The organism is Anaerotruncus massiliensis (ex Togo et al. 2026), assembly GCF_030825285.1.
Taxonomy (GTDB): domain Bacteria; phylum Bacillota; class Clostridia; order Oscillospirales; family Ruminococcaceae; genus Anaerotruncus; species Anaerotruncus massiliensis.
Window position 1 is genome coordinate 1 of the sequence record NZ_JAPJQF010000044.1, and the last position, 16,050, is coordinate 16,050.

Sequence of the window (16,050 nt, forward strand, 5' to 3'; positions counted from 1 at the left end):
ACCTTTTAATTTCTTTTTTCCTCCTTTTTTGGGCGTGCTCAACCGGCCCGCTATCGGTTACCCCGTTTATTACGAAAAGTGGGGGCGCGCGGTATGTTCCGCGCGCCCCCTCCTGTTGGAAAGGAGATTTCCCGAAGTCAGTCCTCCGCCTGTTCCGCCTGTTCCGCCGCCTGCCGGGCGAATTCAACCGTCACGACAAAGAGGTCCGCGATCGTCTCCACCGAGAAGCGCCCGCCGCACGCCTCGGTAAAGGTGCGCGCGATCGAAAGCCCCAGCCCGCTGCCGCCGTCGGTGCGGGCGTCGTCCCCCCGCACGAACCGCTCGGTGAAGTCCTTATTCCTCGCGATCTCCTCGCGGGAGGTGTTTTTGACGCTCGCGACCGCCGTGGTCCCGTCCGCCGCGAGGCTGACGTGCACCCGCGAGCCGTCCAGCGAATATTGCAGCGCGTTCTGCACGAGGTTCTGGAAGACGCGGTAGAGCCGCTGGCCGTCCGCCGTAATCATCACCGGCTCCTCGGGGATCTCCGCCCGCACCGTCACCGTGCTGCGGCCGATCTGCTCGGCCATGTCGGCCAGCGTCTGACGCAGCAGCTTGCCCAGGTCGAGGGTCTCGAGCGTCACCGGGAGCTGCCCGGAGGCCGCCTTGCTCACCTCGAACACATCCTGCACCATCGTCTTGAGCCGCTGCGACTTGCTCTCGAGGATGCGGATATAGTCCTTCACATGCTCGGGGAGGTCCTCCTCCTGCCCCAAAAGCTCCACATAGCTGATGATCGAGGTGAGCGGCGTCTTGATGTCGTGGGAGACGTTCGCAATCAGCTCCACCTTCATCCGCTCGCTGCGCATCCGCTCCTCGAGCGCCTCGTTCATCCCGCGCTGGATGTCGTTGAGGTCCTTCGCCGCCGCCGCGAGGTCCGCGTCCTCCGGCAGGTCGAGCGGCATCGTGAGCCCGCCCGCGTGCACGGCGGCGATCTGCCCGACCAGCGCGCCGATGTCCCGGGCGGTCTCCCGGTTGCCCCGCGCGAAGCGGTAGAGCATCCAGAGCAGCAGCGCCAGCAGCCCCGCCAGCAGCAGGAACGCGAAGAGGGAGTCGCGGTTATAGACGCGGAAGCCCGCGTAGAGCAGGAGCGTCGACGCCGCGAAGGCCGCGGCCGCGATCAGCACCGCGCCGAACCGGCGCACCATCCGCCGCTGGAGGGGCAGCTTCAGATCGGAGGCGCGCGCCGCCGCGCAGAACTTCCCGGTGAGGCTGTGCTTCCAGGGCTTTGGGTTGTGCCTCCAGTCGTTGATCAGCAGGTAGGCCGACCAGAAGATCACCAGCAGGGAGAACCCGCTGCGGGAGAGCTCCTGCGCGTAGTAGGTGAAGATCCACGGGTCGAGATATTCCTCCCGGACCATATAGGTGATCTCCCGCAGGGCGTCCTGCGGGCCGGCCAGGAAGACCGCCAGCGCCGCCAGCAGGAGCAGGAGCTTGCCCTCGTACCACACGCGCCCCGTCACCCGTGCGATCGCCGCGTCGGCGCGGCGCTTGTCCCCGCGCAGCAGGAACCAGACGGCCAGCAGCAGGACGCCGGCCGCGCAGGAGGCGGCCATGCCGGTGTAGCGGTCCCGCCTCTCCTTCAGGTTCTGCTCGAGCCAGTAGAGGCGGTTGTTCTGCCGCTCGGCCGAGCTGTTCCCGTAGCTGCCGCGCACGTAGAGCATCGGGCTCTTCGCCGCCGCGATCACCACGCTCGCGCGGGCGGCGTCCTCGTCCACCGTGAAGTTTTTATACCCGGGGACGTACCAGTCCTTCCCCTCGCGGTAGTAGCCGTCGCCGTAGATGTCGAGCTCCCTGCCGTCCTTGACGACGCGCACCTTGCTCCCGTCGAACCAGAGCAGAAAATTGTAGCCCTCGGGCAGCTTGAGGTTCGGGCCGTCCAGCCCCGTGCCCTCGGCGTTGGTATACTTCTGCTCGCCGTCGTAGCGGATGTCGTAGAGGACGTTCTTGTCCTCCTTGAAGTAGTCGTGCGCCGCCTGCGCGGACGAGCCGTAGCTCGACGGCGGCGAGATGGTGACGCTGAAATCGTAGCCGTCGTCCCAGCCGTGGTAGCCGCCCGAGCCGTACTCGCCGATCGCGTCGGCGACCTCGGCCGCCTCCATGACCGCGGAGGTGATTTCGCCGTTGTAGGAGACGCTGTATTCGGAGTAGTTCGCGTTTCCGCCGACGGCCATCGTCAGAAAATCCTCGAGGTAGCTTGCGACCGCGTCGCGGAACGCCCGCGTATTCTGGTAGTCCTCCTGGAAGGCGTCCGCAACCGACGTGCGCTTCCACGAGCCGCCCGTCAGGAGGGAAAGCGCCTCCGGCACGCTCGTCAGAAGCAGGCTGATCCCCAGGAAAAAGGCCGTAAAGCTAACGGCCGCCCTCCACTTTTTCGATCTTGTATCCAATTCCCCATACCACCTTTAAGTATTCTGGTTCCTTCGGGTTGAGCTCGATCTTCTCCCGGATGCGCCGGATGTGCACCATCACCGTGTTTTCGGCGGCGAAGGCGTCCTCCTCCCACACCCGCCGGTAGATCTCCTCGGCGGGAAAGATGCGCCCCAGGTTGCGCATGAGCAGGTCGACGATCTTCGTCTCAGTGGCCGTCAGCTTGACCGGGTCGCCGTCCGCGCGCAGGACGCGTTCCTCCGGGCTGTAGCTGAGCCGCCCGTTGTGGATCTCGTCCCCCGTCCCGGGCGCGTTGATGTCCCCCAGGCTCGTGTACCGCCGCAGGTGGCTGCGCACCCGCGCCACCAGCTCCTGTGGGTTGAAGGGCTTGGTGACGTAGTCGTCCGCCCCCATCGAGAGTCCGAGCACCTTGTCGGTGTCCTCGCTCTTGGCGCTGAGCACGATGATCGGCAGGTTGCGCCGCTCCCGCAGCTTCATCACCGCCGACAGCCCGTCGAGCCTCGGCATCATCACGTCGATGATCATCAGCCGCACCGAACGGTCCATCGCCTGTTCGAGCGCCTCCATCCCGTCGTAGGCACGCAGCACGCGGTAGCCCTCCTTTTCGAGCAGCAGCGCGATCGCCTGCACGATCTCCCGGTCGTCGTCGACCACCAGCACGCATTCGTTCATCTGATCTCCCCCTTAGGCCTGTCTCTATCCTAATGCGGTTTCCTTACAAAAAAATGGACGCGTTTCTTACGGAAATCTTACAACTCCGGCGCGCCCTCAGCCTTCATGATACCACAACCCTCCGCATGTGGATAGTGCATAAAAAAATCCGGAAGCAAAGCTTCCGGATCTCAGGGGCGTTTTCGCCCCGTCTCCCCGTATTTGTCCGAAAGGACGGTGCGCGGGCGTTCCGCCTCCTCGGCGTTCTCCCACGGCAGACGGTCCCCCGGCTCCTTCAGGTAGCTTAGAATCCGCCAGATGCCCTCCCCCGAATAGGCGCTCACCCGGAAAACCGGGCGGCAGCCCGCGAGTTCAAGCCACCGCTGGGCGCGGCCGGGGTTGGCGCCCGGCTCGTCGATGCGGGTCACGATGCCGATCACCGGCCGCGTGCAGGCCGCCGCGACGCAGGGCGGAAAGAGGCAGTAGGGCTCGGTCGCGCCGCAGAGCAGGCCGACCACGTCGGCCTCGTAGGCGTAGAGCGCCAGCGCGCGGCCGAGCGAGGCCGTCTCGGCGTACTCGCCCGGCGTGTCGATCACCACGTCGTAGTGGTTGATATACTGGGTCTTCCGGTAGGCGATCTCACCGCCCCGCAGCGCCTGGGAGAGGGTCGTCTTGCCGCATTCGCTGCGTCCCATCAGGATGATCTTTTTCATTCCGTCACGTCCGGGTCACCGCGCAGACGGTGAACCCCAGCGTCCCCTCCAGGTAGGCGAGGATGCTGTGGATGGCCGCCTCCACATCGGAGATGAGGCCGGTGAAGATCAGCGTGCCGCTGAAGCGGTCGATGAACCCCATCTCGACGCTCGCCGTCTTGAGCGCGAGGTCGCCCGCGATCACGGCGATTTCCGCCGGGGACATGCTCAGGATGCCGATCGCCGCCTGCCGGTAATCGGCCTCGGGATCGAGCCCCAGCTTCTGGTAGATGATCCTGTCCGGGCTGGCGATCACATGCGCCAGCGTCACCTGCTTGCCCGGCACCAGTTCCTGGATGATTCGCTGCTTTTCCGGAGATTCCGCCCGCTCATACGCCATGCGCCCGCCTCCTTTCCCTTTCGGTCATTCCTGTTTCTATTGTAGCAAGCCCGCGGCGGGAAAGCCATGCGCGGCGGCGCTTTTGCACAAACGCGGTCAAGATTTGTAATTTCAATCAGAATTGATCAGTTTCTGATCATCAGGGCGGCAAAAATCCCCCGCCGAAACGGGGGATTTTTGCTGTCAGCCTTTGTTTTCGACCAGGTCGCCCACGCTGCCTCCCGCGGACGGTAAGGTGGAGGAGCCGCCCGAACCGCCGCCGGAACCGCTCGAGCTGCCGGCAAAGCTCCTGCCGGAAGCCGGCGCGTTGACGCCCTTGGTCATCCGCTCGAGCGACACGTTGGTCAGCTCGTAGTTGACGTTGGGGCTGTAGATCACGTCGATGTAGCCTTCCCCGTCCGCCGACAGGTCCCGTTCCTCAATGACGCAGTTGCCCTTGAGGTAGGTGGTGTCGATGGAGGTGGAGCCGGTTGCAATGACGGTGGGTTTGTATTTGGGGTTCTGGATGGTCACATTGGGGCAGGTGACGCCGTCCAGAACCACAGTGCCGCCGCTCCTGATGAGCAGGGTCCCGGTGATCTCGACATTTTTCAGGGTCACCGTGCCGCGGCCGACCTCCTCGGAGATCGTGAGGTTGTTTTCCACACGCATATTCTGGTAGGTGATGTCCGCCGTGTCAATCGTCTGCCGGGTGTCGACCGTTTTGACGGTTCCGTCCGCGCCGCCGGCGACCTTGCCAGAAACCGCGGCCGACGGGACCGCAAACGCCACGGCCAGGGCGGCCGCCAGCAGCATTGCCAAAATCTTTTTTCCCATGGGGATACCTCCCTTTTACTTGGGGACGGGGAGGGGGCGGGCCCCCTCCCCGGCTCCCTGAAGATTCAAACCGCCTGGCCCGGCGTTATTCGGTCGTTCCGCCGCTTTCGGCGGGAGTTTCCTCTGACTTGGCCGGAGGCGGGGCGACCTCGGGCTTGCTTTCGCTCCCCGTCCCATCGCCGCCCGGTTCAGTCCCGGACTGATCCTGCCCGGCGTCCTGCTCCTTCGGAGGCTGCTGGACGTCGGTGCCCTGTTCCTTGCCGGGAACCTGTTCCCCATCGGGGGTTTCCGTGTCAGGGGTCTCGCCGTCGGGAGTCTGGCCCTCCGTGGACTGCCCACCGTCCGGCTTCGGCTCCTCCTCCGCGGGCGGGGCCTCTTCAATCGGCTCCTCCTCCAAGCTGGCGGGGGAGGCCAGAAGGTTGTTGGCCGCCGTGCGGACAACCTCAAGCGCGATCTCAAATTCGGTACTGAAGCCGTCCTTCTGTGCGGTCACCATGAAGTAGAAGGTGCCTTCCGGCGCGTCGTCCGTCAGGAAGACCAGCGCCCTGGTGCCGCTCATCCCGAGGAAGATCCTGTCGCCGTAGTTGGTCGGATCCACGAAGAAGGTCATGCCGGCGGTGTCCGCGTCTCCGAAGTCGATCGCCTGCGGGCCGCCGAAGGCCTGGCCCTCGGGAACCGCGACGCTGATCCTCTGGTCCGCGATCTCAAACGCATTGGCCTCCTGCACGCGGACGGTGACCGTGAAGGTGCCGTCGGTGTAGCCGCTGCCGCCGGTGACGTTGAGCGTCAGGGTGTAGGTGCCGGCCGGGGTGTCCGTGCCCACGGTGATGGTCTTATCCGCCCTGTTGAGCTTCGGACGGTTGGGCTCCTGCATGGTCGCCTCGTCCCATCCGGTGCCGTCCGCTTCGATCGTCGCGCCCGCGTCGTTGAAGCCGAGGGTGAAGGACGCGCCCTCGCCCTGCTTTACGCTGAAGGCGTTCCCGTCGATCGTGAGCGCCTCGTTCGGCTTGGTGGTGACCGTGACCGTCACTTCGAAGGCTGCGGTCCTGTGGCCGTCCTTCGTCGCGGTGGCCTGGTAGGTGTAGGTGCCGTCGGCGCCCAGCCAGGGTTCATCCACGTTGATCTCCGCGCCGTTCACGTTGAGGCCGTTATGGTGCGCGTCGGTGATGGTCACCGTCGCGTCGGCCGGGTCGGTCGTCACGGTGAAGCCGGTCTGTGCCTGGCCGCGCTCGTAGGTGAAGTCCTTTTCGAGCACCGTGATCGTGGGCGTGCTGTCGCTCGCGTGGACGGTGAAGGTGACCGGGGTCTCCTTGTAGCCCGCCGCGCTGGCCGCCGCGGTCACCGTGTAGTCGCCCTCGGCGATGTCCGCGCCGATGCGCAGGCCGCCGTTATCGAGACGGATCTGGTCGGTGACCGGGCTGGCCGTGACGCCGCTGAGGGTCACCGCGATCCCCTCGCCCGTGGTGAAGGATTTCGTCTCACCGAGGAAGCCCTTGAGGTCGACGGTGATGTCGGTGGGCTCGTTAAGGGTGATTCCCGGGCGGGCGGAGGCGTCGTTCACCGTGATGGTCACGGTGAAGGTTGCATCCGCGTAACCGCCGGATTTGCCGACCGTCGCCGTGAAGCCGTAAACCGCGGGCTCCACATCGGACGGGGTGAATTGGATCGTCTTTGCGGACGGGTCAATCACAAAGCCGCCGGACGCGTTGTCGAAGTCTGCCGCCAGAGATTTGAGGGTGAGGTCCGCCGGGATATCCAGCGTCAGGGTCTGCTCGCCCGTCTCGTCGGCATAGTAGGTCTCCGCGACGTCCGCCGGGACCTCCCCGATCTGCTTGGGCGCGCCCACCACGAAGGTGATGTCCGCTTCGGCGGCCTTATAGGCTCTCGCGTCGTCGCCGGTCGGGGTGATCTTCGCATGGACCGTATAGGTCGTGCCCTCGGCGCCGCCCTCGTAGATCATGATGGTTTTTCCATCGCTGCTGAAGTGGACCTTTCCGGCGTCGTCGGTCGCCGTCAGCTCGATCGTCGGACTGGTCAGGCTTTCCGCCGTCGACAGCGCGAAGTCCTTTCGCGCGCCGTAAGGCGTCTCGACCGGGTCCGCGGTGACCGCGCCGCCGTCCAGCAGGATGGTCAGCTCCTGCCGCTCATCCGTGACGGTGACAATGATCCGGAAGGAGGCGTCCTTCATGCCGGGCTTACTCGCCGTCGCGTCGAGGGTGTACTCCCCGACCTTGGCGTCGCTGTTCACATAGAGGGTGCTGTTATCGGACCTCCAGCTGACGCCTGCCGGGAGCGGGGTGGTCGTGACGGTAACCGCCGCGCCATCGACCGCGACCGGATAAGCGGTGCTGGTCTTCTTGTAGGGGTGGGTGAAGGTGAAGTCATCGACCGAGAGCTCGTCGCGGTCGTCGACCACCGTGATCGTGACCTCGAAGCTGCCTTCCTTGTGGCCCGCCACATTCGAGACGGTGACCGTGTAGGTCTCGTCGCCGACGGGTTTGGCCGGGCCGTAGTTCAGCGCGCTCGGGTCGGCGTTGAAGCCCACGGTCGCGCCCGGATAGGCCGCCTGGACCTCATCGGTGATGACCTTCGAGTACTGGATGGACTCCGCACCCTTGAGGCTGTAGGTATACGCCGTCGTCATCCCGGAGAGGTCGAGCGCGGGCTTCTCCGCGATCTCCACGGTGAAGTGCAGCGTGGTCTCGGCAAAGAGATCGTTCTCCGGAACCGTGATCGTGAAGGAGGCGCTGCCGGCCGGGGCGGAGCCGGGGGCGTAGACGCCCGCGGAGGCCGCGTTGATGTCCGCGCTGCCGCCCGCGTCCTTTTTGATCATCGTCTTGGGATTGAAATCGGTGTTGTCCGACTGGAGATAGAGCAGGAGGGCTTCCCCTTCCGTTGCGGTGATCGTCTGCCCGTCCGTGAGGTCCGTCCACTCGCCGCTGTTGCCGCCCAGCTGGTACTGGAAGGTTGCGGAGGCTTTCGGAGGCGCGGGCAGGACGTTGACCGCGATCTGGAAGTTGAGCGTCTGGTAGCCGTCAAGCGCCGCCGTCGCGTCATAGATGAGCGGGACATCGGTCTCCTTGGCGGTGCTGTAGATGGAGATCGTGCCGTCCCGGTTGGGCACGATGCCCGGGACGGACGGGGTCCTGTCGGCGATTGCGATCGCCGCGCCCGCCGGCTCGACCTTGATCGTATAGGTCTTGCCGTCCGGATACTCGCTGGGCAGGTGGTTGATCGTCGTGGTCGCGGTGTCGGCCGTCAGGGTCGGGCGGTCATAGTGGAAGACCGCTTCCGTCCTGTCGGAATCGGCGTATTTCGCCGAACCGCTCCTGGCCATCGCCCGGACCGTGATCGGGTAGTCGACCTCCGTGCCGCTCCGGATGTTCCGGACCGCTGTGAGCGCCTGGTTGTTGGTGGTGTTGTAGCCGCCCCAGTCGGCGCTCGGGTCCACACTGTAGTGAGCGGCGCCTTCGACGGCCTCCCACGAGGCGGTCAGCTCTCCGGTTTCATCGTCGTAGGCGAAGGTAACCACGGGGGCCGCCAGTCTGGCGGGCGCGTATTCGTAGACCGCCGTGACCGGCGTGCCGTCGTTGTAGCCGGGGGCCTTCGCGACGACGGAAACCGTGTCGCCCGCCTTGATCTTGGCGGGGAGGATCGTCGCCGCGGTCTTCGCGGTATGCTCGACCAGCGTGCCGTTCACAAGCAGGTCGTAGCTTTCCGCGTTCGGGACCGCATCCCACGAGGCGCGGACCCACTTGACTTCCTCATCCGCCGTGAACTGCGTCTCGAGGGCGAGGGCGGCGCCGCTCACGTCGAAGGAATCCTTCTCGGTGACAACGATCGTCAGCGCCTTGACCGTCTCCTGATAGACGCCGTCAAAGTTTCCGGACGGGGTTACGGTGATCGTAAAGGCATAGGTTCCGGGCTCCACATCCGCCGGGACTTCGACCGCGACGCCATCCGTGGAACTGACCATGTCCTTGTAGGACTCGTCGTCCGCGGCGACTGCGATGCTGGCGGTCCCTCCGGTCTCCCCGACCGCGACGGAATACTGCTTCGGAGCAGTCAGGGTGCCCGCCTTGAAGGTATCGGTGACGCCGTCGCCGCCGACCGCTTCGCCGTTGACCAGGACGGTCAGTTCCTTGAGCGCGTCGGCCTGATAGGTCTTGAAGCTCTCTTCGGCCGAATCCGTGTGGAGGAGCGACCCCTCCTTCGCCAGCGCGCGGAGCCCGACCGTGAGCCTGCCGCCGGGCGCAAGCCTGGTCAGATAGTACTTGCCGCCGCTGCCGGAATCCTGGATGAGCGCCTTCTCCACCGGCTCGCCGTCCTCGGTGGCCGCGTAGCCGGCCGCGTCCGCAACGGGCTGGAAGAAGAAGCGCGTCTTCCCGTCCGCGGGGGTGCGGCTGACCGTTCCGGTGAACTGGACGTCGTCAAGCGCCGCCCGGGTAATCGTCAGGGTCTTGGGGTCGGAGGCGGGGGATTCCGCGTTGCCGCTGCCCTTGGCCGGGAACGCCTTCACCGTGAGGGAAGCGTTCTCCTCAACCGTCGGGAGGCTGTCGGCGTAACCCGCGCCAATGCCCAGCTGGGCGCTGGCCGAATCGGTTTCCACCTTCAGTTCGCCGCCGGCGTAAAGCTGGTAGTAGGCGGCGCCTTCCACCGCGTTCCAGCTGACTGTGACCGTGCCGCTCGTCTCGTCGGACGGATCGACCGCCAGACTGAGGCCGGAGATGACCGGCTGCGCGAGCTGGCTCTTATCCACGGCGGTCATGTTGACAACCGCCTGGGTCGCGCGGTTGTCCGCGCTGCGCGGGTAGTCCACCTTGACGGTGTAGGTCTCGCCGGTTACGGCCGTCTCGGGGAAGGGGAAGGTGACCGTGGAATCGATCTTGCTGACCGTCCATCCGTCGGGCGCGTCCACCGCCATCCTGTCGGCGATGATGTTCACGCCGGTGGTGACGGAGACCGTCTGACCGGGTTTCACCTGGATGTCATAGACGCGCCGGTTGTCGACCGCCGCGCCGACGGACGGCTCGGACGACGCCTGCCGCGCGTCGCCGTTGACGGCGACCGCCGTGTCGTAGAAGGAGGTCGTGTCGGTCGCCACCTTCACCTGCAGGGTGATGGAGGTCGGCTCATAGTTTTCCTTCGACGCCTGGAAGGGGAGCGAATACTCCCCGGCCATCGCCTCGGGGGCGATCGTCAGCGTCCTGCCGCTGAGCGCGAAGCCCATCGGCCAACTCGTTCCGGTGAAGCGGTAGCCCGCGCCGACCTTGTCGGAGAAGGTGATCGTCTGGGTCTCGCCCGCATAGTGGGAGGCCGTGAAGACGACGCCGTCCGGACCGTCCTGCTTCGGGAGGTCGCCCGACAGATCGGAAGCCGCGTCGACCGCGATTCTGCCGCTCAGAACCTTGACCGTCAGGGTCAGGCGCGCGTCAGGGATCGAAACGCCGTCCGCCCTGGGGGTGAGCTTGATCGTATAGCTGCCCGCCGGAGCGTTCGGAAGGATGGTCAGGACCCCGTTGCCCCACGCGGTGTAGAGCGGGGTGGCGCCGGCCGAAAGGGTGACCGCGTTGTCGCCGTTGGCGAGCTTGGCGAGCACCGGGATCTGGGCGCCGTCGCCATAGCCGACCTCGACGGTCCTCTCGGTAACGGCCGCGTAATCCTGGTCGTCGTCCACCTTGTACTCGACGATCGGGGCGATCGTCACGCGCAGGGTGAAGTCGGTGTCCAGATAGTTTTCCGCCGTGGCCCTGAACGGGAAGTCGTAGGTCCCCGCCTTGGCGCCGTTGGCGCGGACGCCGGAATTCACGATGTTGAACCCGGCCTGTTCGGAAATCTGCTTCGTGATGACCGCGTCCGCCGCATTGGTGGACAGGACGGCCTTTTCGAGGTCCTTGAGGGTGACGGAGATGACGCCGTCCGCGTCGGCGTAATAGGTCTTGTCACCGACCGTTGCGACGGGCGTCAGCCGCGCGTCGCTGACCAGGTTGACGCTGATTGTAATTTCGCTCGGGAGGTAGTTCTTATTCGTACCCTTGAGCGTCACCTCCATGCTGTCCCCGGACAGGTTCGCGGGGACGGTGAAGGTCCGGTTGTCGTCGGAGGTGATCTCCGCGTTTTTGTCGGTGCGGGTGACCTTGGCGTTCGCGGGCACGGTCAAGACCGTGAAGCTCCCGCCCTCGCTGCGGTTGACCGGCAGCTGGTAGACGCCGGCCTTGTCGGGGGAAATCGCCTCGCCGTCCGCGCCGGTGACGGTCCACGCCACCTCGGCGGCGGGCACGACTTCCACGACGACGTCAAAGAGGAAGGGGGTATAGTACTGCGCCTCGGCCTTCAGCCGGAGGGTATAGGTGCCGGCCGCCAGATTGGCCTTGGCGGTGACCGTCTTGTTCGCGCTGTTGAAGATAAGGTTGTTGACGCTCTCGCTCACGAGTGACAGGGTCGTCTCGGGCGTGGTGCTGATGGTGAAGACCTCATCCGCGCCGTAGCCGTGGGTGAGCTCGGCCTTGTTTTCCGTCACCACGGCGGGCGCGTCCATCAGCGGGGAGGAGACCGAAGCGGTGATGTCCCCCGCGCCGACCCGCACCCGGACGGTGAAGCCGGAGCCGAGCGTGATGTTGCGGTCGGAAGTGCCGCTCATCCGGAAGGGGATTTCCACCGTACCGGCGGGCGCGTCGTTCGCAACGGTGATCGCGTCGCCGAGGACGGTGATCTTTTTGTTTTGCAGCAGCTGCCGGACCTCCGCGGAGGAAAGGCTCGTCTCGACCGTGCAGCCCGCGGACGGGTTCGCCGCGATTGTGATCTGATTGCCCTCGCCCGCCTTGGATTCGGCGGTGTAGACGCCGTCCGAAAGGGTCAGCTCGCCGGATTTGTCCGTCACGGTGACCGCCGGGATGACGTTGACCGTCAGTCTGGTCGTCGTCTCGGAGGGCCTGCCCTTGTCGACCACGAGGTCGGTGGTGATGCGGCCCGCCTTCGTCACGTCGACGTTCAGCGTGTCGGTGTCAAAGTCCCAGGCGACCGCGCCGGCGGGGACGCAGTTTTCCACGTCGATCGTGTCGTCGATGTGGGTCGTGCCCTCGTTGGTGGCGACCTGGAACGCGCCGTCAAAGTCGTTCAGCTTGGAGAGGTCGATGTCCAGCGTGGCCGCGCCGTCCGCCGGCACGGTCGAGTAGACCTCCCCCTCGTCGTGGATCGAGGTGATTTCATTCTTGCCCACGATCCGCAGGTCGAGCAGATAGGTCCTGGAGGAACGGGACGCGTGGGTGACCTCCATCGTCAGATGGTAGGTGCCCGCCGACTGGCTGGCCGGGACGACGATCTTGTCGCCGGCCGTGTTCAGCTTGATCGTCTTGACCGCTTCGCCCCTGCCGTTCGTGACGGTGAGGGCCACCTTGGCGTTCGCCGGGTCCCTGGTGAGGGTCAGGACCGTCTTGACCCCCTCCGGCGCGCGGGTGCGGAAGTCGAAGCCCTTGTCGTCCTCGCCCGGCGCGAACGCCTTGACGGTGCTCGTGTTGGAGGTGATCCTGGTGATCCGCGCGTAGTCGCCGACCGTGACGACCAGCGTGACCTTGCCGGGCTGGAAGCTCTTGTCGGTGCCGTTAAAGACATAGGTGTAGACGCCCGGTTCAGTGTCCGCCGGAATGGTCAGCGTCCCGGTGGCCTCGTCGAAATCGCCCGCCTGCGCGGAGGACGGGTCGAGGGCCACCTGCGCGGTGTCGGCCGCGCCCTCGGGCCCGGTGACCTCCACCCGGTAGGTGTAGACGAGGCCGGAATCCGCGACCTTCTGGGTGACGACGAAGTTGTCCGCGCCGGTCCCGGCCTTCACGCCGTCCCCGGTCACCTGCATCTCCACCGAAAGCGGAGACTGCGCCACCGTGAATTTGATGACAATCGTCTTTGTCTGGTAGTTGCCGCCCTTGTCGGACGAGGAGCTCTCGCCCGTCAGCGTCAGCTCATAGTCCCCCGTGGGAAGCCCGGGCGCCAGCTGGATGAGGCTCTTGCCCTTGGCAAAGCTCTCCTTCACGAGGTAGGCGTCCCGCAGGTCGGTTTCCGGCTCGTCGGCGGAGACGAGCGAGGCCGCCGTAAACTGCGCGCTGCTCTTGGAGTCGGAGGTGATCCGGAAGTATTTGTTCTCCCCATAGGCAAACCGGTCGGCCTCGTAGGTCTCGCCGTCCGCCGCGGGAGCGATGGTCTGGTAGCTGCTGTTGGTGGTCGAACTCGCCACGTCGGTCACGGTGATCGCCGCCTTGTCGACGATGATCTTGACCGTCAGCCGCGCGTCGTTGTAGTTGTCGGCGCTGACCGTCGTGACAAGGTCGTAGGTCTCCCCCTCCGCGAGCACCGGCAGGCGCTTGGGAACGGTGACGACGTTGTTCTTGACGGTGACGGCGCCCTCGCCGGTGGCCAGCTTGGCAACGGCCGTCGCGGCCTTCATGCGTCCATCCTCGCCGTCCTGGTAGAAAAGGAGGTTCAGCTTGTTGCTGCCTGTCGTATCCTCATAGGGCAGATGGACCGTCGCGACGATGTCCGAGCCGTTGACGATCTCGGCGTTTCCGACGAGATTGCCGGTGACGTCCTTCAGCGCGATCGTATAGGTGTTGTCCACCTGGTAGGTGAGCGCCAGCTCGGCGTCGGCATAGTTGCCCGCCGGGTCATAGAGGGTGACCGGGATGAGATAGCTGCCCACCGGGTTTTTGCCCGACAGGGAGAGGACGTTCCCCTCGAAGGAGGCGCCCTCCGGCAGCCCGGACACACGGTAGGAGGCGAAGGTGGTGACGCCGTTCGGGCGCTCGTCGCCGCTGGTGAGCGAAACGTCAAACGCCTTTTCATACCGTGCGTTGAACTTGGCGGAAATTTTGCCGTCCACGGCATCCGCCCAGGCGGGGCCTTCCGGATCGCCCGTGCTGTAGGCAAGTCCCACGCCGGTGAATTGCGCCTGCGCGACCGTGAGGTTGACGGTCAGCGGCGTCTCCAGATAGGCGTTGGGGCGGGAGGCGAGCAGCCGGATGGCGTAGTCGCCCGCGCCGGCCGTCTTGGGGACGGTCAGCCTGGCGATCCCGGTGTCGCCCGTGATCGAAACGGCAAAGCCGCTCTCCGAGATGCCGATCTCCTCCCCGCGGAAGGTGATCGAATCGATCGAGAGCGCCACCTTCTGTTTCGGCACGGTCGCAAACTCGAGGTACTGGTCGTCGGCGAACTGTCCGTAGGTAAAGCCCGCCGTGATCGTCTGGCCGCCCTTATCGCCCGAAAGCGCCGCCGCCAGGCCGGGGTGGGAGGACTTCAGATCCTTGAACAGGACGGAATCCGAGACGGAGATCGTCCGGCCCAGAGCCTCCGAATCGTCATAGAAATACATCGGATAGGGCTTGTCCGCGATCCTTCCGGCAGTCAGGGACACGTCCGCGCCGTAGACCGCCGAGATCGCGTTAAGCGTTCCGCGCCCGGTGCCGGGCGCGGCGTCCAGCGTGGCCGCGCTGATCGGGGACATTTCCAATTTGGCGTTTTCCGTGAGGATATCGCCGTTGGTTCCGGAAACGCTATAGGTGAAGTCGCGCGCGGTGCCCGCGTAAATCAGCTCGTCCTTTTCCGGGAAATCCTCGCTGGCAAGGCGCATCCGGTCAAAGACCTGCACCTTCTGCTCCACGGTCGCCGGGCTGTATCCGCTCTTGCGGATGGTGTAGACGACGGTCGCTTCGCCGGGATTTACGGCGGCGGCCCTCACCGGGATGTTCCCGTCGGCATCCGCCGCCCCGAGCACCTCCACCGAAACGATCTGGCGGCCCTGGTCGTCATAGCCGCCGCTCGCCGTGGCGGTCGCGCCCGCCGGCGTCTTGACAATGTTGAACTCCTTGCTGACCGGACCGTTTTGATATTCGGTCATGGCGAGCGCGTCGCCGTGAGGTCAGGTCTCGCCGTTCGTTCCGGCGCTGAAGAAGCTCCTCATGCGAAGAACCATCCCGCCCACAAAGGACGGTTCCGTCAGGTCTCCGCCCTCGATGGACGCCCGGATTTCCGCGCTTCCCGCGTCCGCGGCCGATACCGTGCCGCCCATCGACATGGTGAGCGTCAGGATCAGGGCCAACATGGCAGACAGAATCCGCTCGGTCTTTCTCATGTGTCTCTAACCTCCTTAAAATGTCCCCTCCTGGTCAGGACCGCCCTCTCCGAAGGATCCGTCCCGATAAAAAGGATTTTCTCCGTCTGTGCAGAGTATTCAGATGCTCGCCGGAAGGGCCTGCACGCTTCATCCTTCCTGGGAATAACGGCCACGTCTAATGGATGCGGCCGCTCAGGCGCTCTTCCCGGACGGGGTGGGGCCATCCGAGATGGAGCGCATCAGGTTTCTGGTGAACGCCATTCCGCGTGCAATGAGCAGTAACCGCACCTGATCCTCCAACGGCAATTCCGCTGCTTGTTCGATGATTTCCCCGGCGTATCCGGACAAATGGCTCTGATTTTCCCACTCCGTCATCCTTTTCCCTCCTTAATGCTTTATAGATGAATTATAACATGCCTATTTTTCAGTGTCAATGAATACTTTTGTAAAACAATTTCACTGTCAATGAAAATAATCATTGAAAAAGCATTGCAAATAGGTTATAATTTCCATGAGGTGATGCTATGGATACGCTGGGTGCGCGCTTAAACTATGCCCGCAGAAAAAGAGGGTACACGCAGAACTCCCTTGCGGAGGAGATCGGCGTCTCGCGCGGGGTAATCTACAATCTGGAAAAAGACAAGACTTCGCCGCAGCCGATCGTCATCAACGCCATCTGCCAAACGCTCAAAATCAGCCAAAACTGGCTCATGACCGGCGACGGCGAGATGGAGGACAAACGTGCGGCGTCCCGGAGCGCGCGCGTTCTGGCGGAGCTTTACGAGCTCGCCAAGGAACTTTCCGAAGAGGAACAGCTCTATATCCTGGATGTGATCAAGGCATTTCGCCAGCGCCTCGGGGGCCACCCCGGGACACCCGAAGAGTAAAAGGAGGCGGCGTTCCCATTAATAATTGAACCCCCACAACGGCTGCGAAGATATTATGATAGATGTGGTTATATTAAA

General features: G+C 64.6%; 9 protein-coding genes. 1 reads left to right on the top strand and 8 read right to left on the bottom strand.

The window, feature by feature from the left end:
• Window positions 1–137: 137 nt before the first annotated feature.
• The 8 genes from RCI06_RS11285 to RCI06_RS11320 all read right to left on the bottom strand — a co-directional run bounded on the left by RCI06_RS11285 (window position 138) and on the right by RCI06_RS11320 (window position 15,460).
• Window positions 138–2,426, bottom strand: a complete 2,289-nt coding sequence (locus RCI06_RS11285; protein WP_306576151.1) for a HAMP domain-containing sensor histidine kinase — start codon at window positions 2,424–2,426, stop codon at window positions 138–140.
• Window positions 2,389–3,099 (bottom strand): response regulator transcription factor, encoded by a 711-nt coding sequence (locus RCI06_RS11290; protein WP_101549538.1) that lies wholly within the window; start codon window positions 3,097–3,099, stop codon window positions 2,389–2,391. The genes RCI06_RS11285 and RCI06_RS11290 overlap by 38 nt, the downstream gene beginning before the upstream one ends.
• A 170-nt stretch (window positions 3,100–3,269) precedes the next feature.
• Window positions 3,270–3,791, bottom strand: coding sequence for a EutP/PduV family microcompartment system protein (locus RCI06_RS11295; protein ID WP_101549537.1), 522 nt, complete (start codon window positions 3,789–3,791; stop codon window positions 3,270–3,272).
• A 4-nt stretch (window positions 3,792–3,795) separates the two neighbouring features.
• On the bottom strand, window positions 3,796–4,170 hold the full coding sequence (locus RCI06_RS11300) for a BMC domain-containing protein (RefSeq protein WP_101549536.1): 375 nt from the start codon (window positions 4,168–4,170) through the stop codon (window positions 3,796–3,798).
• Between the two features lie 183 nt (window positions 4,171–4,353).
• Window positions 4,354–4,986, bottom strand: a complete 633-nt coding sequence (locus tag RCI06_RS11305) for a hypothetical protein (protein WP_101549534.1) — start codon at window positions 4,984–4,986, stop codon at window positions 4,354–4,356.
• A gap of 85 nt (window positions 4,987–5,071) precedes the next feature.
• A complete protein-coding gene (locus tag RCI06_RS11310; RefSeq protein ID WP_306576152.1) occupies window positions 5,072–14,869 on the bottom strand; it encodes a proline-rich domain-containing protein in 9,798 nt (3,265 codons plus the stop codon).
• 21 nt (window positions 14,870–14,890) lie between these two features.
• On the bottom strand, window positions 14,891–15,103 hold the full coding sequence (locus RCI06_RS11315) for a hypothetical protein (protein ID WP_276871091.1): 213 nt from the start codon (window positions 15,101–15,103) through the stop codon (window positions 14,891–14,893).
• Window positions 15,104–15,277: 174 nt separating this feature from the next.
• Window positions 15,278–15,460 (bottom strand): hypothetical protein, encoded by a 183-nt coding sequence (locus RCI06_RS11320; RefSeq protein ID WP_121587505.1) that lies wholly within the window; start codon window positions 15,458–15,460, stop codon window positions 15,278–15,280.
• Between the two features lie 149 nt (window positions 15,461–15,609).
• On the opposite strand from RCI06_RS11320, the gene RCI06_RS11325 reads away from it, so the two are divergent.
• Window positions 15,610–15,972, top strand: coding sequence for a helix-turn-helix domain-containing protein (locus tag RCI06_RS11325; protein ID WP_101549527.1), 363 nt, complete (start codon window positions 15,610–15,612; stop codon window positions 15,970–15,972).
• Window positions 15,973–16,050 lie beyond the last annotated feature (78 nt).